This window comes from Pseudomonas thivervalensis (assembly GCF_001269655.1).
Lineage (GTDB): Bacteria > Pseudomonadota > Gammaproteobacteria > Pseudomonadales > Pseudomonadaceae > Aquipseudomonas > Aquipseudomonas thivervalensis.
Genome location: NZ_LHVE01000009.1, coordinates 285961 through 303541 on the forward strand (window position 1 = coordinate 285961; position 17581 = coordinate 303541).

A 17581-nucleotide genomic window follows, 5' to 3' on the forward strand; every position below is an offset into this window, starting at 1 on the left:
ACGAATGTCTGCAAACAGCCAGTTCTTCACCAATCGTTCGGGGATGCGCCTGCACTATTTGTCGTGGGGCAACCCGTCGGGCATTGCGGTGGTGCTGCTGCACGGGCTGCGATCCTATGCCCAGACCTGGGGTGGCCTGGCCAATGCGCTGGGCGAGCGGTACTGCTGCTATGCCCTTGATCAGCGCGGTCGTGGCTACAGTGACTGGGCGGATGCCTCCAGTTACCGGACCGAGGTCTACGTCAACGACCTCGAAGATCTGGTGGCGCATTTGGAATTGCAGCGTTTCGTCCTGGTGGGGCATTCCCTCGGTGGCACCAATGCACTGGAGTATGCGCGGCTCAATCCGGGACGACTGCAAGCGTTGGTGATCGAGGACATCGGCCCTGGCTCTTCGGTCAGCGGCGATGGTGCCGAGCGCATTCGGCGCGAGATGAGCCAGACGCCGCTGTTGTTTCCTGACTGGGAGAGTGCCGCCCAGTTCTGGCGACAAGCGCGACCCGGCCTATCGCTGGAGGGGCTGGCTTCCAGATTGATGCACTCCATGAAGGAAACCCTGGCTGGCATCGAATGGCGTCACGACCAGCAGGGTATTGCCCAGGCGCGCCTGAGTATTACCCCGACTGACTTGTGGCCGGCGGTCCGGGCACTGGATTGCCCGACGCTGTTCATTCGCGGCGCCCGTTCCGATTTCCTGCCCTTGGCGACCCTTGAGTCGATCAAGCAGGCCAATGCGTGGGTGCGGACAGAGGAAATCGCCGACGCCAGCCATTATGTCCATGATGACCAGAGCGAAATGTTCAACCTCGTCGTCATGGATTATTTGTATGACCAGTGCCTACAACCACAACAACAAAGCGGTGAATAGCGATGAAGCAGGAGAAAACCCAGGTAGTCATCGTCGGCGGCGGCCCGAACGGGATCACGGCCGCTCATTACATGGGGCTGTACGGTGTCGACTGCATCGTCCTCGAATTGGCTGACGGCGTCCTGCCGTATCCCCGCGCAGTGGGCATGGATGACGAAGCGCTGCGGGTGTTACAGGGCATCGGCATTGCCGAATTGGCCGCCCGCGACATGATCTGCAACGTGCCCCTGCGTTACTACAATGCACGAGGCGTGTGTTTTGCCGAGGTCAAGCCGAGCACGGCGAACTATGGCTGGCCGATGCGCAACATCTTCATGCAGCAGTTGCTCGAGACGACGTTGCGCGAGCAACTGGGCAAGCACGCCAGTGTCGAGCTGCGCCAGGGCCATGAAATGCTCGATCTGGAGCAGGATGCCGAGGGCGTGACCCTGCAGGTGCGTGACGCCCAAGGCGAGCTGTATCAGTTGCAGGCGCAGTATGTGATCGGCGCCGACGGTGGACGTTCCAGCGTGCGCAAGAAACTCGGCATCGAATTGCTGGGGCTGACCCATCCGCGCAAATGGGTGGTGATCGACACGGCCAACGACAGCCTGGACGCACCCTATACGGCGTTGCATGCCGACCCTCAGCGGCCCTTCGTTTGCATCTACTTGCCGTATCAGCAACGGCGCTGGGAGTTCATGCTCCTGGAGGGCGAAGACGAGACCCGGATGTGCGAAGAGGCGACGATCCGGGACTTGATCCGTGGGCATATCGGCGAGGCGGTCGATCAACTGGAGATCATCCGGATCCGCGCCTACACCCATAACTCCCGGGTCGCGGCGCGCTTTGTCCAGGGGCGGGTGGCACTGGTGGGGGATGCGGCGCATATTTCCCCGCCCTGGGCCGGGCAGGGGCTCAATTCGGGCCTGCGGGATGTCGCCAACGTCAGCTGGAAGCTCGCCGCGATTCTCCAGGGGCGGGCGTCGCCGGCGATTCTGGCCAGCTACGACCAGGAGCGCCGTGGGCACGCGACCGATCTGATTGCGCTGGCCGACAACATGGGCGCCGTCCTGGGGTTGACCAACCCGTTGATGGCCGGTGTGCGGGACTGGTTGTTCCAGGCCGTCAACAGCGTCGACAACCTGCGTTCGCACTTGCTGGAGTTCAAGTTCAAACCCAAGGCGACCATCACCAAGGGCTTGGTGTACCACGAGCGCGCCGAGCTGCATGAGGACGATCTGGTCGGGCAGTTGTTCATCCAACCGTCCATCGAAGATGCCCAGGGCCAGCGCCGACGCCTGGACGAAGTGCTGGGGCATTCCTATGCGGTGCTGGGCTATCGGGTCAATCCGAGCGAACAACTCAGCGAGCAGACCGCCGCTTATTGGGCGCGCTGGGACACGCGTTTCATTCAGATCAATCGCTCGCGCAGTGGCGTGGGGCGCAACCAGCCCTTGTCTGCCAGCGGCGCCATTTGCGTCGAAGACGTCGATAACCGCCTGGGCGAATGGTTTGCCAAGGTGCGTGACTGCGTCGTGGTGGTGCGGCCGGATCGGTTCGTTGCCGCGATCACCACCCCCGAGCGGCTCGAAGGCGTGTTGCGCAAACTGGCGGAGCAACTTTCATGAGGCGTGAAGATGATCTGTTGGTCCGGCTGCACGACGCCGGGCGGGCCGTGCACGCCTTGCCTTCGTTGGAACCGGAGGCCGTCGATTTACCGACGGGCTACACCTTGCAGCGCGAGGCGTTGCGCCGGCGCCAGGCCGGTGGTGAGCGGTTGACCGGATGGAAAGTGGCCTTCGCCGGCCGCGCCGCCCAGGATCGTTTCGGTATCGATGAGCCGGTGTTGGGTGCGCTGACCGATGCCATGGTCGTGGAGCCCGGCCGTACGGTGTCCCTCGCACGGCTGATCCAGCCGAAGTTGGAAATCGAGCTGGCGTTTGTCCTGGGGCGCACGCTGGTGCCGGGTTTCCACAGTGACGAGGACATCCTCGCCGCCATCTCCGAGGTCGCGCCGGCGTTCGAAATTGCCGATTGTCGCTGGCAGGGCTGGCGTTTCGGCGTCGGCGCGTTTCTGGCCGACAATGCTGCCGCGGCGCTGTATTGCCTGGGTTCGCGGGTCAGGTTTCATCCTGAGCAATTGGCCCACGTCAACTATCGCCTGGCGTGCGACGGGGTGCCTTGCGGCGAGGGCAATGCCCAGGCGCGCGAGGACACGCCCCAGGCCAACCTGTGCTGGCTGATCCGGCGCTTGCTGGCCGACGGGCAGTGCGTTGAAGCGGGGCAGGTGGTGCTGTCCGGGGCTTTATTGGCGCCCTTGGACATCAAGGCCGCCGAGTATCGGCTGTACATGCTTGGCATGGAATTGGCTTTGGATTTCCGGTAGGAGCTGCCGAAGGCTGCGATCTTTTGATCTTTTGATCTTTTGATCTTTTGATCTTTCGCTTGAGATTTAAGTGTCTGGGGAAAGATCGCAGCCTCGTTGCACTCGACAGCTCCTACACAGTGTCCGACACAGCATCGGCACAGTGTCCGACACAGCATCGGCACAGCGTCCGACACAGCGTCTGGCACAGCATCGGCACAGCGTCTGGCACAGCTCCTATACAGCACCGGGTAATAAGCACAGCGCCACCGAGGAACAATGATCATGTTCGCCGAAGTCCGTACCTTCAATGATCCTCAGCAACACGCCGGTTCGATCCTGGGCTGGCAACAAGTCTATGACCAGCTTGGCCGCGGTTGCTTGTCCAGCGAGCTGCGGCAGGTGTGCGCCGAGCGTTTCCAGATCTTCCAGGAGGTGCTGGATAAACGCGTGGTGCAGCGCGGTTGCGCGCCAAAAGGACGGTTGTGCATTGCCATGTCCCTGGGCGGTGCGCCGGTGGTCCAGGGGCATCAAGTGGGCGCCCACAGCGTCGTGCTGCTGCGCGATGGCGAGGACTTCGTCTTGCACGCCCCGGAAGGCACGCACTTCTTCGCGGCCAATGTCGATACGGTACGCTTCGCCAAGCTGGCGGCCTACGAACTGTCGAGCGAACAGCTCAAGCGCTTGAAAAGCGTGTCCCAGGTCAGCGTGGATGAGGCGGTACTGCAACGGGTGCAACAGCGGATCCACCCACTGTTTCGTCACCTTTTGGAACAGGCCGACGCGGTCAATCATGCTTCGGAAAAAATCCTCGAAGACGTTCTGCTCAATGCCTTTCTCGACCTGTTCAGCAACGCCTCGGACGAGGTGCGTGGCCGGCGCGGTAACTTTGCCGTCAGTGCCTACCTGGTCAAGCGTTGCCAAGAGTTGGTTGTGGCCAGTGCCGATGTGCCCTTGAGCATCCTCGATTTGTGCGAGCAATTGCGGGTCAGCCGCAGGACCCTGCAGAACAGTTTCCAGGCGGTCACCGGCATGCGTCCGGTGGAGTACCTGCGCAACCTGCGGCTCAATGCCGTGCGCCGCCGACTGATCACGACCCGTGCGGCCGCGCTGAACGTCAGTGAGATCGCCGTGGCGATGGGGTTTTTCCACCTGAGTCATTTTGCCGTCCATTACCGGGCGCTGTTTGGCGAGTCACCCTCGGATACGCCCAGGGCACCGGCATGATGGGCTCACGCCTGCGGTATTACCCGCTGCTGTTCACTTAAGAACGCAGGCAAATCCCCTGGCCACAATTAATCTAGCAAGCCTTAAGTGAGCGACATTGCGGTGTTACCGAAGCGCCATCCCGCACCTATAAAAGGCAGTCGCTGAGCTGTTTAGTAGCACACCTGTGCGGCTAAGGGCTTAAGCCTGGCAGTCGTTCGCCTCGATTAATTCCTTCAAATCAATCCCTTGCACGATGATGCGTGAGGTTGGCACGCATTCTGCTTTTTTGAATCCATGGATAATTGGATACAAAAATGCAGAAGGTGCTGCCATGCAATTTGCTCCGACGTACGCTGAACGTCCGCCCATGACGGCCGAGGAGGAGGCCTACAACTTCCTCCTCGATGCCATTTGTGGCGGTCGGTTGCGCAAGGGCGACCGGCTGATCGCCGAGGACATCGCCAACGAGATCGGCATGAGCCGGATGCCGGTGCGCGAGGCCTTTCGCCGCCTGGATGCCCAGGGCCTGGTGACCCTGCGGCCCAATCGCGGGGCGGTGGTCAGCGGCCTGGACATCGATGAGTTGCATGAAGTCTTCGAAATGCGCAGCGCCCTCGAAGGCCTGGCGGTGCGTGTCGCGACGGCGAAGATTGGTGAGCGCCAGCTGGCTGCCTTAGAGCGCTTGCTGGACGAGATGGACGATTACCGCGAGGAAAGTGCCGAGTGGGTCAGCCGCCATCGCGCCTTCCATGAATACCTGTGCAGCCTCAGCGGTCGCCCGCGATTGCTCAAGCAGATCAGCGCGCTTTATTCCCTGATCGAAGCGCCCATGCGCCTATGGCTGCAGCACGTGGAAAAGCCCCTGAGCGCGCGTCAGGAGCACATGCTGATCCTCGACGCGCTGCGTGCGGGCGATGCCGAGAAGGCCGAGGCGGTGGTGCGTGCGCACATCGAAGGCACCGTTCCTGAATTGATCGAGTTCCTGCAATCGAAAAAATAACGAGAGCAGAGGATCAGATTCTGACTTTGAGTACTGCCGTCATTTACTGAACTGGAGTGTCTGGTCATGCATAAGCCTCGCCTGTTGGTTGCCGCTTTATCCTTGGGTTTCTGTGCGCAGTGGGCGGTTGCCGCGCCCGTTGTCCCGGAGCGTCTGCTCAAGGTCGACAAACTGGTCTATTGCTCAGGCATGGATTCGCCGCCACTGGTGTCCTTCGATGAGGCGCAGAAACCCAAGGGATTGACCGTGGACCTGGGGCTGGAAGTCGCCAAGCGCCTGGGCGACAAGAAGGTGGAGTGGCGGGTCATTCCCTTTTCCGGATTGCTCCCCGCGCTGCTGGCCCGACAGTGCGACATGATCGTCGACCAGCTGTTCGACAAGCCCGAGCGCCGCGAGGTGATCGACATCGTCAACTACATGTATTCCAGCCAGGCGGTGGTGGTGCCCAAGGGCAATCCAAAGGGCCTCAAGACACTGCCGGATCTCTCCGGTCACAAGGTCGCGGTGCTCAACGGCTCCACCATCAAGACCCTGCTCGACGCCGAGAACGACACCCTGGCCAAGGCCGGCAAGCCGCCCATGAAACTGGTGGTCTACAACTCCGACACCGATGCCTTCCAGGCCCTGCGCATCAGCCAGGTCGACGCCTACGGCACCACCGTGGAAACCGCCGGTTACTACGCCGCCATGGCCCCCGACCTGTTCGAGGAAGGCGTGCCAGCCTTCAGCCGGATTCTCACCGGCCTGGGCATTCGCAAAGACGATCCGCAACTGACCGCCGCCGTGCAGCAGGTGATCGGCGACATGCGCAGCGACGGCAGCTACAGCCAACTGCTCGGCAAATGGCATGTCGCCAGTGACACACTTGATTGAGGTGAACCGTCGATGAATTTCAATTGGGATGTGTTCTGGCAGTACCTGTTGCAGCCCAGTGGGGTGTACCTCACCGGGCTCTGGCTGACCTGCCTGATCAGTGTGCTGGCGATGCTCCTGGGTTGCGTGCTGGGGCTGGCCGCCGCGCTGTTGCGGTTGTCGAAGAACCCGTTGCTGCATGTGCCGGTGCGCTTTTACGTGTGGCTGATGCGTGGCACGCCGTTGCTGGTGCAGATCGTCTTCCTCTACACCGCGCTGGCCGCTGGCGGGATTTTCCGCTTCGAAGACATCGACCTCTTTGGGCTGGTGATCCCCGGCAATATCCAGGCGGCGATCATCGCCCTGGGCCTCAACGAGGGGGCCTACATGGCCGAGATCATCCGCGCCGGCATCGGTGCGGTGGACAAGGGCCAATACGAGGCCGGACGTTCCCTGGGCATGACTTTCGCCAAACTGATGCGCCGCGTTGTCCTGCCCCAGGCGTTCCGGGTCATCGTTCCGCCGCTGGGCAACGAGTTCAACGTGATGCTCAAGAACACCACGCTGGTCAGCGTGATCGGCGTCCAGGAACTGTTGCTCAGTACCCAGATGGTCACGTCGGCGACGTTCCGGGTGTTCGAGTTGTACCTGGTGGTGGCGATCTATTTCCTGTTGCTGACCACGCTGTGGGGCTTTTTCCAGCGCTGGCTGGAGGCCCGTTTCGGCCAGTCGGACCGGCCTTCGTCGCCACCGCCGGCGTCGACGCGGATGTTCGGTCGCAGCACCCTGAACCTGCTGAGGGCACGTTGACCATGGCGCATAAAAGCGAAGAGCTGATCATCGAGGTGCTGGACGTTCACAAGTCCTTCGGCGAGCTGCAGATTCTCAAGGGCATCTCCTTGCAAGTGCGGCGCGGCGAAGTGGTGGTGCTGATCGGTGCGTCGGGCTCCGGCAAGACCACTTTCATCCGTTGCATCAATCTGCTGGAGGACATCCAGGGCGGACGCATCCGCGTCAATGGCCAGCCCATGGGCTATCGCGAACGGGCCGATGGCAGCCTGGTGCGTGAGTCGGAGCGCAACATCGCCCGGCAGCGGCGGGACATCGGCATGGTGTTCCAGCGCTTCAACCTGTTCCCCCACATGACCGCCCTGGAAAACATCATCGAGGCGCCGATCCAGGTGCTCGGCGTGACTCGCGCCGCCGCGTTGGAACAGGCCCGCGGGTTGCTGGAGCGGGTCGGCCTGGCGGACAAGGCCGATCACTACCCCTCGATGCTCTCCGGCGGCCAGCAACAGCGGGTGGCGATTGCCCGGGCCCTGGCCATGAAGCCCCAGGCCATGCTGTTCGACGAACCGACCAGCGCCCTCGACCCGGAAACCGTGGGTGAGGTGTTGCAGGTGATGAAGGAGTTGGCCGAGGAGGGCATGACCATGGTGGTGGTGACCCATGAAATGGGCTTTGCCCGGGAAGTGGCCGACCGTGTGGTGGTCCTGGACCAGGGCGAGCTTATCGAGCAGGGGCCGCCGGAGCAGATTTTCTGTCATCCGATTCATCCGCGCACCCGGGCTTTTCTCAGCCGCGTGCTGTGACGTTTCCCGGCCACCGAATTTCTGTATTGAAGAGTTTTTGCCATGCTTAAATTTTCTGCCCACGAATACCCTTATCCGTCACAACGCCAGAGCGTCTTCGCCCGTCGGGGCATGGTCGCCGCGTCCCAGCCCCTGGCGGCCCAGGCGGGCATCGAGATCATGCAAAAAGGCGGCAATGCCATCGACGCCGCCATCGCCACGGCGGCCGCGCTGACGGTGGTGGAGCCCACGGGCTGCGGCATCGGCGGTGACGCCTTCGCGCTGGTCTGGTGCAAGGGCCAGTTGTACGGCCTCAACGGCAACGGTCATGCGCCGGCGGCCTTGAGCATCGAGGCGGTCAAGGCTGCCGGCCATGAAAAAATGCCCGTCTATGGCTGGACACCGGTGACGGTCCCAGGCTGTCCATCGGCCTGGGCCGAGCTGTCCCGACGTTTTGGCAAGCTGCCCTTCGCCGAGCTGCTGCAACCGGCCATCAGCCTGGCCCGGGACGGCTTTGCGCTGTCACCGGTGGTTGCCCATCAATGGCAGATCGCCGTGAACGAGTTCACGCCCCATCGCAATGCCGTCATGGACGCCTGGTTCGAGACGTTCCTGATCGACGGCCGGGCGCCACGGGCCGGGGAGCTCTTTCGCAACCCGGCCCAGGCGCGCACGCTCCAGGAACTGGCCGACACCGGTTGCGAAAGCCTCTATCGCGGTGCGTTGGCCGAGCGCCTGGACGCTCACTCCCGGGCCAGCGGCGGCTACCTGCGCGCCTCGGACCTCCGGGATTATCGCGCCCAGTGGGTCGACCCCATCCACGTCAACTACCGAGGCGTGGATGTCTGGGAAATCCCGCCGAGCGGGCAGGGCCTGGTGGCCTTGATGGCCCTGAAGATTCTGGAAGGCTTCGACTTCGATCAGCGCGACAGCCAACAGACTTGGCATCGCCAATTGGAAGCGATGAAGTTGGCCTACAGCGACGGTCTGCACTACATCACCGACCCCCTGCACATGCGCATGGCGGTGGCCGATCTGCTCAGCGATGACTACAGCGCCCGTCGGCGCGGACAGATCGGCGAACAGGCCCAACCGCCCAAGCCCGGGGACCCCCACGCCAGCGGCACGGTATACCTGGCGGCCGCGGATGGTGAGGGCAACATGGTCTCGTTCATCCAGAGCAACTACCACGGGTTCGGTTCCGGCGTGGTGCTGCCCGACAGCGGCATCGCCCTGCAGAACCGTGGGCAGGAATTCAGCCTCGATCCGAGCCACGCCAACTGCCTGGCCCCGGGCAAGAAAACCTTCCACACCATCATTCCCGGGTTCCTTACCCGCGATGGCGAGGCCCTCGGCCCCTTCGGCGTGATGGGCGGCTACATGCAGCCCCAGGGGCATGTGCAGATGGTCATGAACCTGGTGGATTTCGGCCTGAACCCGCAAGCGGCCCTGGACGCACCGCGCTGGCAATGGCTGGGCGACATGAAGGTCGGGATCGAGCACGGCGCCTCACGGGACCTGGCCAATGCCCTGGCCCGGCGGGGGCATGAGGTTCAGATCGCCAGCGACCTGACCGACTATGGCCGCGGCCAGATCATCCTGCGCGACCCGATCAGTGGGGTGCTGTGCGGCGGGACCGAGCCCCGGGCGGATTCGCACATTGCGGTTTGGTAATGCGTGATCGGCCGATACCTGGCGTCTCGACCGATCACGTTGCCGCTCAAGCCTCAGTAAGGATTGCAATACTGCGCGACGGCCTTGGCCTGGTCGACGTAGGGACGTGCCGGTTCAAGGTTCCACTCCGGCTTGTTCCTGACGGGCTTGCCATCGAAGGTTGCCGCCAGATGGCACACCAATTGCCGGCGGAGGGAGCCACCGTGGACGCTGTATTGCCGCCATTGCTCGTCATCTTTGTGCTTGTTGTACAACTCGGCGAACATCCGGTCGGTCTGGTCATCCTTGATCGCGCGACCGCAGGCGGTGGGCACGACCTGGAGTGACCAGGTGTTGGGCCCCAGCTTCGGATCGGGGCGTTGTGCCCAGGTACTGGACTCGATGTATCGGTCACAGAATTGTGGCGCAGGCGGCGTGGTTCGGGTGCAGGAGAAGGTGGCTTTACTGCCCGGCGTCCGTGGAAAGTCGATCTTGATGATGTTGCGATCCTTGCCGGTCTTTTCCTTGTAGTCCCGCTGATTGGCCAGGGCATCGTTCAGGCCCCGTTGATCGCTGTAGAAAAATGCCAGGATTGGCAGCTCATCGTCTTTCGGGTTACCCAGGCGCAGTTCTGTCTGGGTCTGAAACTCCCGGGTATTGATGACTTTTCGGGCGCCCATGAAGTTGCGAAACGCGTCGACCCGTTCCTTGCTGCTCATGGGGTTGCGCATGTTGAAACCGCATTGCAGCTGGTCTTGCTTGCGGTCGTTATTGAACCGGGTGAAATGTGCGACCCAGGCATTGGCAGTGACGATAGGTGGCGCCATGGCCTGGCAGACCGCCTCGGTCTGGGCGGTGTTTTTGTTGTTGCCACAGCCGCGGTCATCGCGAAAGTCGGTCCAGGCATCGTTCGGGAACGCACAGTAGATGTGCACCGGCGTCTCCGGTTCGCGCACCTGGTCGATGGGCGTGATGAGGTAGCCGTTCTGGGTGCTCATGCCCGGGTCTTCATAGCTGATGCCATCGACCCGCATCCAGGAGGCGGCAAAAGTGCCCAGCTCTTTCGCTTTAGGGCTTGGGTTCCAGACATCCCATTTCTCGCCTTTCGCCGGATTGGCGCGGTGAGTGCCCCTGACCAGCAACCCCGAACAGTCCGAAGCCGGGTCCTGCCGGCAACTGTCGACGGTGTTGTTGTACAAGCCTTCCACCCGTTTCAGCGTCTCTTCGCACGACTCGGCATTGGCCGCTGTCGTTTGCAGGAACAACGGGAAGAGAAGGAGTGGGGTGATCCTTTTCATAGGAGTCTTCATGAGGTGACTTCCTTGTGTTGAAACCGTTAGCCGGGGATAGGTAACGCAGAGTTTTTTCATGCGTGCCGGCGTCGTCCATTGAACCTGTCGCGGACCCTGGACAAGGGGCTACGGCGACTCAGCGCGAGATCGGATTGCAACCGGCCCTGGCCGCTTCCTGCGGTGAGACTACGGGGCGAAACGGTTCCAGGTTCCATTCGGTCTTGGCCGGGTAGTTGCGCACCAGGCAGCTCAGCTGCTGGCGCATGCTGCCTGGGGATTTTTCATTGTCACGCCACTGCTGATCGGCGGCACGCAACTCGACCAGTTCGCGGTACAAGGCATCTTGGTCGCTGGCCTGGATCGCCTTGCCCTGGGCGGTCGGCATGACCTTGAGGCTCCATTCGTTTTTCTTGCTGCCTGGGTCGTAGCGATCGATCCAGGTGGCCGATGCGATGTAGACGGGCGCCGGTTTCATGGGCGGCTGTGGGCCGCCGGCAGCGGTGAGGTCAATGGCCTGGTCGGCGGCGACATAGCTGAAGCGCTCCTGCGCAGGCTTGGTGAAGTCGAGACGCAGGATCGGCACGCTGTAGCCTTGGGCCTGGAGCTTCTTCTGGAAATTGCGCGCACTGTTGAGGCCGCTCTCCGGTTTCGGTGGCGCCTGGTCACCGCGGGTGGCGAAGTTCTGCGTGCTGTTGACGTTGTAGATGAAGGCATCGATGTACTTCATGTTTTCGCTGCCATCGTGGGTCGCCGAGGCATTTTTCAACATGAACTCGTTGACCTGGGCACTGTAGGCAAAGGGGTCCCGGTTGGTGGTGTTCGGCCGGGACTCGTGGACACGGATCATGGCGTTCCAATCGCTGGGCTTTTCGGCGTTCCAGGAGCACTGGCTGTATTGGATCGGTCCCTTCATCAGCCCAGTGTACTTGCGGGTCCATTGCTCAGCGGTGCTCACCGAGGCTTCCGCGCAGGTGCCGTAGGCCAGGGCAGCGTTGCGGTTATTCATCGTGCCCTGGGCCGCACGCGGTGGCTCGCGACTGTCGAAGAAACCACAGCCGTACCATTTGCGCTCAGGCCCGGTACCGCCGTCGAAGGCGTAGATGCACGTCCAACCCTGCTCCTTGACGGGCAGGCCCAAGGACGCCGCATCGGTTGGGGTGCGCAGGATGAAACCGGCCGGGTGGATGAGTATCCGGGTGCTCAGATCCTTGCGGATCCAGGAGTAGGAGGTCGCGCCGATTTTGATGGCGTAGGGGCTGTAGTCCCACGGGTTGAAAGGCCCGTCATTGACCATGCGCAAGGTCACGCCGCTGCAGTAATAGTGACCGCGTGCGGCACCGGTGTCGGGCTCCTGGCACGCGTCCTTGAGGGTGTTGTAATTGTGGTTGATGCGGTTCAGGGTCGCCACTGGATCAAGCGGCGGCTGGGCAGCCACCGCATGGAACGCCAGGGATAGCATCCAAGCCAGGGCAAAAGACGCGCGAACGGCTGCGCACATGTCGACACTCCTTGTCGAACGAGATAGTTGAGCATCAAGGTAGTCAACCGATGACCTCTGGTCAAATCAGCACTTGCTTCGCAATGGGCCTTCCAGAGGCTCGCCGCTCATTGTTCAAGCATCAATGGACGCCAGACAATCACGGGAGCAACGGTGTCTGGGACCTCCTTGTTTTCCGCCTCGGCGGGTAAATCCGCAGGGTTCAATTCTGTCATTGAACCTTGGTCGTTTTCCGGAGCGGACACGCTTTCACTCATCAGCCACTCCCGGGTGGATCTTGATGACGACCTTGCCTTTCGAACGACTTTGTTCGACATAACCCAAGGCATCGGCCGTCGCGTCGAAAGGGAAGGAACGGTCAATCACCGGCTTGAGGTTGCCGGCCTCGACGAGCGTGGTGATCTCGCGCAGTTGAGGACCACTGGCGCGCATGAACACGAAGGCGTAGCTCACACCTTTTCGGCGGGCCTTGCGGCGGATGCCGCTGCTCAACAGGCCCATGATCAGTCGCAATGGCCAGGAAAATCCCTGGGCCTGGGCGAACTGCGGGGTGGGTGGTCCCGAGATGGAAATGAGCTGGCCGCCGGGCTTGAGGATCTTCAGCGACTTCTCCAGTTCATCGGCGCCCAGGCTGTTCAACACGACGTCGTAGTCCTGCAGAACGCTTGAGAAATCCTGCTGCTTGTAATCGATGACAACGTCCGCCCCCAGCGCTTTGACCCAAGGCACATTGTGGGTGCTGGTGGTGGTCGCAACGAAGGCGCCGAGGTGTTTGGCAAGCTGGATGGCAAGGGTGCCGACGCCACCTGAACCGGCCTGGATGAAGAGCTTTTGGCCTTTCTTCAGTCGGGCGGTTTCAACCAGTACCTGCCAGGCCGTCAGGGCGACCAGCGGCAGGGCTGCGGCTTCTTCCATGCTGGCGTTCGAGGGTTTCAGGGCCAGGGCATTTTCGTTCACTGCAATCTGCTCGGCGAAGGTGCCGATGTGCCCATCCGGGGCGCGGGCATAGACCTCATCGCCCGGCTTGAAATGCTGGACACGGGATCCCACACGCATCACGACCCCGGCCACGTCATGCCCCAATGCCAAGGGAAACGAGTAGGGCAGGATCAGCTTGAATTCGCCTTTGCGGATCTTTGAATCCAAGAGGTTGACGCTGGCGGCGTGGACGCGGACCAGAACGTCGTGGTCAGCCACTTCAGGGGCCGGTACGTCGCCGATACGGCCACTGTGCTTGCCGTAGCGGTCGATTAAAAATGCCTTCATGGTGCTTTGTTCTCATAAGGGGCGCAGCAGGCTGGCCAGGCATCGAGGCATCCGGCGCTTTCTCTCGCGCCGGCGCCCGCTAGACGTCGATCACGCCAGGTCTTGATAGCGTTCGGCAACCTGGGACTGCTTGATTTGCCCGAGCAGGCCTTGGCGCGCCGCCTGCAAGGCGTCCCAGCGTGCCGCTTCCTGCAAGGGCGGGATGGTCACCGGTTCGCGACGATCGAAACCGACCAGCGCGGCATCGACCAGGTCACCGACTTCCATGACTTCATTCAAGGTATTGATATCGATGCCCGCGCGTTCCCAGATCTCGGTGCGGGTGGCCGCTGGCAGGACGGCTTGAACGTAGACGCCTTTGGGCGACAGTTCCAGGCTGAGGCCCTGGGACAGAAACAACACGAACGCCTTGGTCGCGCCGTAGACCGACATGCCGAATTCCGGTGCCAGGCCAACCACGGAGCCGATGTTGATGATCGCACCGTCACCCGCTTTGACCAGGCGTGGGGCGATGGCGCTGGCCAGCCGGACCAGCGCGGTGGTGTTGAGCGACACGAGGTGCGCGACGCTGTCGGTCGACTGCTCGATGAAACTGCCGGATTGGGCGGCACCGGCGTTATTGACCAGGATGCCGATGCTGGCGTCATCCCGCAGGCGGGCTTCGACGGTGGTCAGGTCGCTGATCTGGGTCAGGTCGGCCTGGAGAATGTCGACGGCAACGCTGTGTTCGCTGCGCAGCTTGGTGGCCAACGCTTGCAGGCGCGCGCTGTCGCGGGCCACCAGGACGAGATTGTGTCCGCGCTGCGCAAAGCGCTGGGCATAGACAGCGCCGATGCCGGTGGAGGCGCCAGTGATGAGAACGGTTGTGCGAGTGTCCATGGGTAATTCTCTTCTTCAGGGAAATGTCATTGACGCGCTGCTTTTCGGGCGCGCATTTGGGGCTGGTCAGTGTTACCGCGCGCTGGATTCAGCGAGCGTCGGGTAGTCGATGTAGCCCGCCGCGCCGCCGCCATAGAGGGTGGCGGGGTTGAAGGCCGACAATGGCGAGCCGGTCTTGAGCCGCTCTACCAGGTCCGGGTTGCCGATGAACGGCCGGCCGAAAGCGATAAGGTCAGCCTGGTCTTCGGCGAGTCGCGAGGTGGCCAGGTTCAGGTCGTAGCCGTTGTTGGCGATGTAGGTGTTCTTGAAGCGCTGGCGCAATGAACCGAAGTCGAAGGGTGCAACATCGCGCGGCCCGCCCGTCGCGCCTTCGACCACGTGCAGGTAAACGATGTCCAAGGCGTTGAGCTGATCGACCAGGTAGTCGAACTGCGCCTGGGGTGCGCTGCTGGACACGCCATTGGCCGGCGAGACGGGCGAGATGCGCAGGCCGGTGCGTTCGGCCCCGACTTCTTCCACGACGGCCGCGGTCACTTCCAGCAGCAGGCGAGCGCGATTTTCAATCGAACTGCCGTAGGCATCGGTGCGCACGTTGGCGCCGTCCTTGAGGAACTGGTCGAGCAGGTAGCCGTTCGCGCCGTGGATCTCTACGCCGTCAAATCCCGCCGCGATGGCGTTCGCCGCCGCCAGGCGAAAATCGTTGACGATCCCCGGCAACTCGTCGATGTCCAGCGCTCGCGGTTCGGAAACGTCCTCGAAACGGTTATTGACGAACACCTTGGTCGCCGGACGCAGGGCGGAGGGGGCCACTGGGGCGGCACCGTTCGCTTGCAAATCGACGTGGGAGACCCGACCGACATGCCACAGCTGCAGGAAAATCCGTCCGCCTTTGGCATGGACTGCATCGGTCACCTTGCGCCAGCCGTCGATCTGCGCCGGTGTGTAGATCCCGGGCGTATCCTGATAACCCTGGCCCTGCTGGGAAATCTGCGAGGCCTCGGAAATCAGCAAACCTGCCGACGCTCGTTGGCTGTAGTAAGTAGCCGCGAACTCGCTCGGTACAAAACCTTGCCCCGCACGGTTGCGAGTCAGCGGTGCCAGGACCACTCGGTTGGACAGCGTGAGATTGCCCAACGTGTAGGGCGTGAACAGGTTCTGGTCGGTCATGGTGTCTTGTTTCCGTAGGTTTGGATAAACGTTGTGTGCAGCTTGCCGACGTGAGCGGGGCTTTTCATTAGGATGATGACCGAAATCTAAACTGTCAACGAATTTGATTATGCTCGACATCTATGTATGATGTGAGCATGATTTTCCAGCAGCACGAGGGAGTGAAAAATGCGGGTAACCAAGGCCCAGGCCCAGGCAAATCGGGAGCACATCGTCGAGACGGCCTCTGTCTTGTTTCGTGAACGAGGCTTTGACGGCGTGGGGGTGGCGGATCTGATGGCCGCCGCCGGGTTCACCCATGGCGGTTTCTACAAACATTTCGGCTCCAAGGCCGACCTGATGGCCGAAGCGGCCGCGAGCAGCCTGGCGCAATCGCTGACCAACAGTGTGGGGCTCGGTGTGCCTGAGTTCGTCAATCTTTACGTGTCCAGGGATCACCGTGACGCCCCGGGTGGCGGTTGCACCATGGCGGCGCTGTCCGGGGACGCGGCCCGTCAATCGCCTGAGCTGAAGGCGACCTTTGCCAACGGCATCGAAAACACGCTGGCGGCGCTCGAAAGCCAGTACGAGACCGGGGAAGAGGCGCCGCAGGAAGAGGTCAGGGCGAAGATGCTCGACATGTTGGCCCATGTCGTCGGCGCGATCATGTTGTCGCGGGCCTGCCCGGACGATTCCGCCCTGGCCGATGAAATCCTCGAGGTGTGCCGCGCCCGGATCATCGCAGCGTTGCCGCCATCGCCCGCGAAGCAGCCGGAGTGATATTCACTTAAGAAAAACGCTGCACCTGTGGCGAAGGCGCTTGCTCCCGCTGGGTCGTAGGCGCTGTGTGAGCTGTGTAGGAGCTGACGAGTGCAACGAGGCTGCGATCTCTCCCCAGACACTTGAGTCTCGAGCGAAAGATCAAAAGATCAAAAGATCGCAGCCTTCGGCAGCTCCTACAGAGCCGAGCGGGAGCAAGCTCCCTCGCCACGGTTTTGTCGGCGGTCTTATAGCGACGCCCTGACCACCAACGGGCAATCCACCGGCTGGGCGCCCGTCAGTTCGAGGGTCTCGATCAGGTGCCGGGCCGCCTGGCGACCGATCTCGTAGTACGGCAGTTGGACCGTGGTCAGTGGCGGCATGAACAGCTCGGCGATGCCGATCATGTTGTCATAGCCCAGCACCGCGACATCGTCGGGAATTTTCAAACCGCGGCCCAACAGCAATTGGTAGGCACAAAAGGCAATGCGGTCGTTGCCGCAGACCAGGATGTCGAATTGCGGACGGCCGTCGACGATGTGCCGGTCGAGAATGGTGGCGGTTTCTCCGTAGGCGTCGTGATCGGAAAGGTCGTATTGCAGCAGTGCTTCCGGCGCCAGCCCGAAGGCCTGGCAGGCGCGTTGCAGGCCTTGTTGGCGCAGGCGCCAGGCCACACTTTTCCTGGGTAAATTGATGCACAGCGGGCGCCGATAGCCTTGGCTCAACGCATGATGCATGGCGCGATGCTGCCCGGCTTCATCATCCGGTACATAACTGACCAGTTGGCTGTCATCGGCCAGGCAATTGGCGAGCACCAGCGGTTTGCGCTTGAGTCGTTCGGGAATGCTCACCTGGCGCAAGCCCATGGCACTGAAAATCAACCCGTCGGGGCGGTGCGACAGCATCAGGTCGATGTTCTGGTCGGTGGGCGGGTTGCTCAACAGGTTGAGGATGAAGACGTTCCAGCCTGCCTGCTGCGCGGTCTGTTCGATGGACAGCAGCAACTCGACGGCGAACGGTGTGGTCGCGGTATCCAGTGCGAACACACCGATGGTGCGCGCCTGCAGGTTGTCGCCGCGCATCCTGCGCGCCGACAGGCTCGGTACGAATTGCAGTTCGTCGATGGCGCGACGTACCCGCTGAAGGGTTTCGGGGCTCAGTTTTTCCGGCGTGTTGAGCGCGCGCGAAACCGTCATCAGGGATACGCCGGCCAGCTGTGCTACGTCTTTCACTGAAGTCAT

18 protein-coding genes are annotated in these 17581 nt (G+C 62.1%); 10 read left to right on the top strand and 8 right to left on the bottom strand.

Features of this window, described 5'->3' with window-relative positions:
- Positions 1 to 4 precede the first annotated feature (4 nt).
- The 4 genes from AD659_RS13620 (at position 5) to AD659_RS13635 (ending at position 4442) form a co-directional block, all read left to right on the top strand.
- Positions 5 to 868, top strand: coding sequence for an alpha/beta fold hydrolase (locus tag AD659_RS13620; protein WP_053122011.1), 864 nt, complete (start codon positions 5 to 7; stop codon positions 866 to 868).
- A 2-nt stretch (positions 869 to 870) separates the two neighbouring features.
- Positions 871 to 2478 (top strand): bifunctional 3-(3-hydroxy-phenyl)propionate/3-hydroxycinnamic acid hydroxylase, encoded by a 1608-nt coding sequence (locus AD659_RS13625; RefSeq protein WP_053122013.1) that lies wholly within the window; start codon positions 871 to 873, stop codon positions 2476 to 2478.
- Positions 2475 to 3236, top strand: coding sequence for a 2-keto-4-pentenoate hydratase (locus AD659_RS13630; RefSeq protein ID WP_053122015.1), 762 nt, complete (start codon positions 2475 to 2477; stop codon positions 3234 to 3236). The genes AD659_RS13625 and AD659_RS13630 overlap by 4 nt, the downstream gene beginning before the upstream one ends.
- Positions 3237 to 3500: 264 nt before the next feature.
- Positions 3501 to 4442, top strand: coding sequence for a helix-turn-helix domain-containing protein (locus AD659_RS13635; protein ID WP_053122507.1), 942 nt, complete (start codon positions 3501 to 3503; stop codon positions 4440 to 4442).
- Between the two features lie 180 nt (positions 4443 to 4622).
- On the opposite strand, the gene AD659_RS30375 is transcribed toward AD659_RS13635, so the two are convergent.
- Entirely contained in the window at positions 4623 to 4757 is a 135-nt protein-coding gene (locus AD659_RS30375; protein ID WP_269457820.1) for a hypothetical protein, read from the bottom strand.
- Here AD659_RS30375 and AD659_RS13640 point away from each other — a divergent pair.
- The 5 genes from AD659_RS13640 to AD659_RS13660 all read left to right on the top strand — a co-directional run bounded on the left by AD659_RS13640 (position 4756) and on the right by AD659_RS13660 (position 9521).
- Positions 4756 to 5424, top strand: coding sequence for a GntR family transcriptional regulator (locus AD659_RS13640; protein WP_053122016.1), 669 nt, complete (start codon positions 4756 to 4758; stop codon positions 5422 to 5424). The genes AD659_RS30375 and AD659_RS13640 overlap by 2 nt on opposite strands.
- 66 nt (positions 5425 to 5490) lie before the next feature.
- A complete protein-coding gene (locus AD659_RS13645; RefSeq protein ID WP_053122018.1) occupies positions 5491 to 6297 on the top strand; it encodes an ABC transporter substrate-binding protein in 807 nt (268 codons plus the stop codon).
- Positions 6298 to 6309: 12 nt separating this feature from the next.
- Positions 6310 to 7086, top strand: a complete 777-nt coding sequence (locus tag AD659_RS13650) for an amino acid ABC transporter permease (RefSeq protein WP_053122020.1) — start codon at positions 6310 to 6312, stop codon at positions 7084 to 7086.
- A gap of 2 nt (positions 7087 to 7088) precedes the next feature.
- Positions 7089 to 7868, top strand: coding sequence for an amino acid ABC transporter ATP-binding protein (locus AD659_RS13655; RefSeq protein WP_053122022.1), 780 nt, complete (start codon positions 7089 to 7091; stop codon positions 7866 to 7868).
- A 42-nt stretch (positions 7869 to 7910) separates the two neighbouring features.
- A complete protein-coding gene (locus tag AD659_RS13660; RefSeq protein ID WP_053122024.1) occupies positions 7911 to 9521 on the top strand; it encodes a gamma-glutamyltransferase family protein in 1611 nt (536 codons plus the stop codon).
- A 53-nt stretch (positions 9522 to 9574) separates the two neighbouring features.
- On the opposite strand, the gene AD659_RS13665 is transcribed toward AD659_RS13660, so the two are convergent.
- From AD659_RS13665 to AD659_RS13685, 6 genes are all read right to left on the bottom strand, one after another.
- Positions 9575 to 10810 (bottom strand): DUF2599 domain-containing protein, encoded by a 1236-nt coding sequence (locus AD659_RS13665; RefSeq protein WP_053122026.1) that lies wholly within the window; start codon positions 10808 to 10810, stop codon positions 9575 to 9577.
- 118 nt (positions 10811 to 10928) lie between these two features.
- Positions 10929 to 12290 carry a DUF2599 domain-containing protein gene (locus AD659_RS13670; RefSeq protein WP_053122028.1) on the bottom strand — a complete coding sequence of 454 codons (1362 nt, stop codon included), beginning with the start codon at positions 12288 to 12290 and terminating at the stop codon, positions 10929 to 10931.
- A 107-nt stretch (positions 12291 to 12397) separates the two neighbouring features.
- Entirely contained in the window at positions 12398 to 12547 is a 150-nt protein-coding gene (locus AD659_RS29790; RefSeq protein ID WP_156330587.1) for a hypothetical protein, read from the bottom strand.
- Complete coding sequence (locus AD659_RS13675) at positions 12540 to 13556, bottom strand: NADP-dependent oxidoreductase (protein WP_053122030.1); 1017 nt, start codon at positions 13554 to 13556, stop codon at positions 12540 to 12542. Before AD659_RS13675 ends, AD659_RS29790 begins: the two co-directional genes overlap by 8 nt.
- A gap of 90 nt (positions 13557 to 13646) precedes the next feature.
- Complete coding sequence (locus tag AD659_RS13680; RefSeq protein WP_053122032.1) at positions 13647 to 14435, bottom strand: SDR family NAD(P)-dependent oxidoreductase; 789 nt, start codon at positions 14433 to 14435, stop codon at positions 13647 to 13649.
- Positions 14436 to 14507: 72 nt separating this feature from the next.
- Positions 14508 to 15602, bottom strand: coding sequence for an alkene reductase (locus tag AD659_RS13685; RefSeq protein WP_053122033.1), 1095 nt, complete (start codon positions 15600 to 15602; stop codon positions 14508 to 14510).
- Positions 15603 to 15770: 168 nt separating this feature from the next.
- Between AD659_RS13685 and AD659_RS13690 the strand changes: the two genes are divergently transcribed.
- On the top strand, positions 15771 to 16361 hold the full coding sequence (locus tag AD659_RS13690) for a TetR/AcrR family transcriptional regulator (RefSeq protein ID WP_053122034.1): 591 nt from the start codon (positions 15771 to 15773) through the stop codon (positions 16359 to 16361).
- A 227-nt stretch (positions 16362 to 16588) separates the two neighbouring features.
- Here the strand turns inward: AD659_RS13690 and AD659_RS13695 are convergent, their stop codons facing one another.
- Entirely contained in the window at positions 16589 to 17581 is a 993-nt protein-coding gene (locus AD659_RS13695) for a LacI family DNA-binding transcriptional regulator (RefSeq protein WP_053122035.1), read from the bottom strand.

Bases quoted from the DNA above. Each gene is read 5' to 3' on its own strand.
- AD659_RS13620 (WP_053122011.1), top strand. From the start codon at position 5: ATGTCTGCAAACAGCCAGTTCTTCACCAATCGTTCGGGGATGCGCCTG.
- AD659_RS13625 (WP_053122013.1), top strand. From the start codon at position 871: ATGAAGCAGGAGAAAACCCAGGTAGTCATCGTCGGCGGCGGCCCGAAC.
- AD659_RS13630 (WP_053122015.1), top strand. From the start codon at position 2,475: ATGAGGCGTGAAGATGATCTGTTGGTCCGGCTGCACGACGCCGGGCGG.
- AD659_RS13635 (WP_053122507.1), top strand. From the start codon at position 3,501: ATGTTCGCCGAAGTCCGTACCTTCAATGATCCTCAGCAACACGCCGGT.
- AD659_RS13640 (WP_053122016.1), top strand. From the start codon at position 4,756: ATGCAATTTGCTCCGACGTACGCTGAACGTCCGCCCATGACGGCCGAG.
- AD659_RS30375 (WP_269457820.1), bottom strand. From the start codon at position 4,757: ATGGCAGCACCTTCTGCATTTTTGTATCCAATTATCCATGGATTCAAA.
- AD659_RS13645 (WP_053122018.1), top strand. From the start codon at position 5,491: ATGCATAAGCCTCGCCTGTTGGTTGCCGCTTTATCCTTGGGTTTCTGT.
- AD659_RS13650 (WP_053122020.1), top strand. From the start codon at position 6,310: ATGAATTTCAATTGGGATGTGTTCTGGCAGTACCTGTTGCAGCCCAGT.
- AD659_RS13655 (WP_053122022.1), top strand. From the start codon at position 7,089: ATGGCGCATAAAAGCGAAGAGCTGATCATCGAGGTGCTGGACGTTCAC.
- AD659_RS13660 (WP_053122024.1), top strand. From the start codon at position 7,911: ATGCTTAAATTTTCTGCCCACGAATACCCTTATCCGTCACAACGCCAG.
- AD659_RS13665 (WP_053122026.1), bottom strand. From the start codon at position 10,810: ATGAAGACTCCTATGAAAAGGATCACCCCACTCCTTCTCTTCCCGTTG.
- AD659_RS13670 (WP_053122028.1), bottom strand. From the start codon at position 12,290: ATGTGCGCAGCCGTTCGCGCGTCTTTTGCCCTGGCTTGGATGCTATCC.
- AD659_RS29790 (WP_156330587.1), bottom strand. From the start codon at position 12,547: ATGAGTGAAAGCGTGTCCGCTCCGGAAAACGACCAAGGTTCAATGACA.
- AD659_RS13675 (WP_053122030.1), bottom strand. From the start codon at position 13,556: ATGAAGGCATTTTTAATCGACCGCTACGGCAAGCACAGTGGCCGTATC.
- AD659_RS13680 (WP_053122032.1), bottom strand. From the start codon at position 14,435: ATGGACACTCGCACAACCGTTCTCATCACTGGCGCCTCCACCGGCATC.
- AD659_RS13685 (WP_053122033.1), bottom strand. From the start codon at position 15,602: ATGACCGACCAGAACCTGTTCACGCCCTACACGTTGGGCAATCTCACG.
- AD659_RS13690 (WP_053122034.1), top strand. From the start codon at position 15,771: ATGCGGGTAACCAAGGCCCAGGCCCAGGCAAATCGGGAGCACATCGTC.
- AD659_RS13695 (WP_053122035.1), bottom strand. From the start codon at position 17,581: ATGACTTCAGTGAAAGACGTAGCACAGCTGGCCGGCGTATCCCTGATG.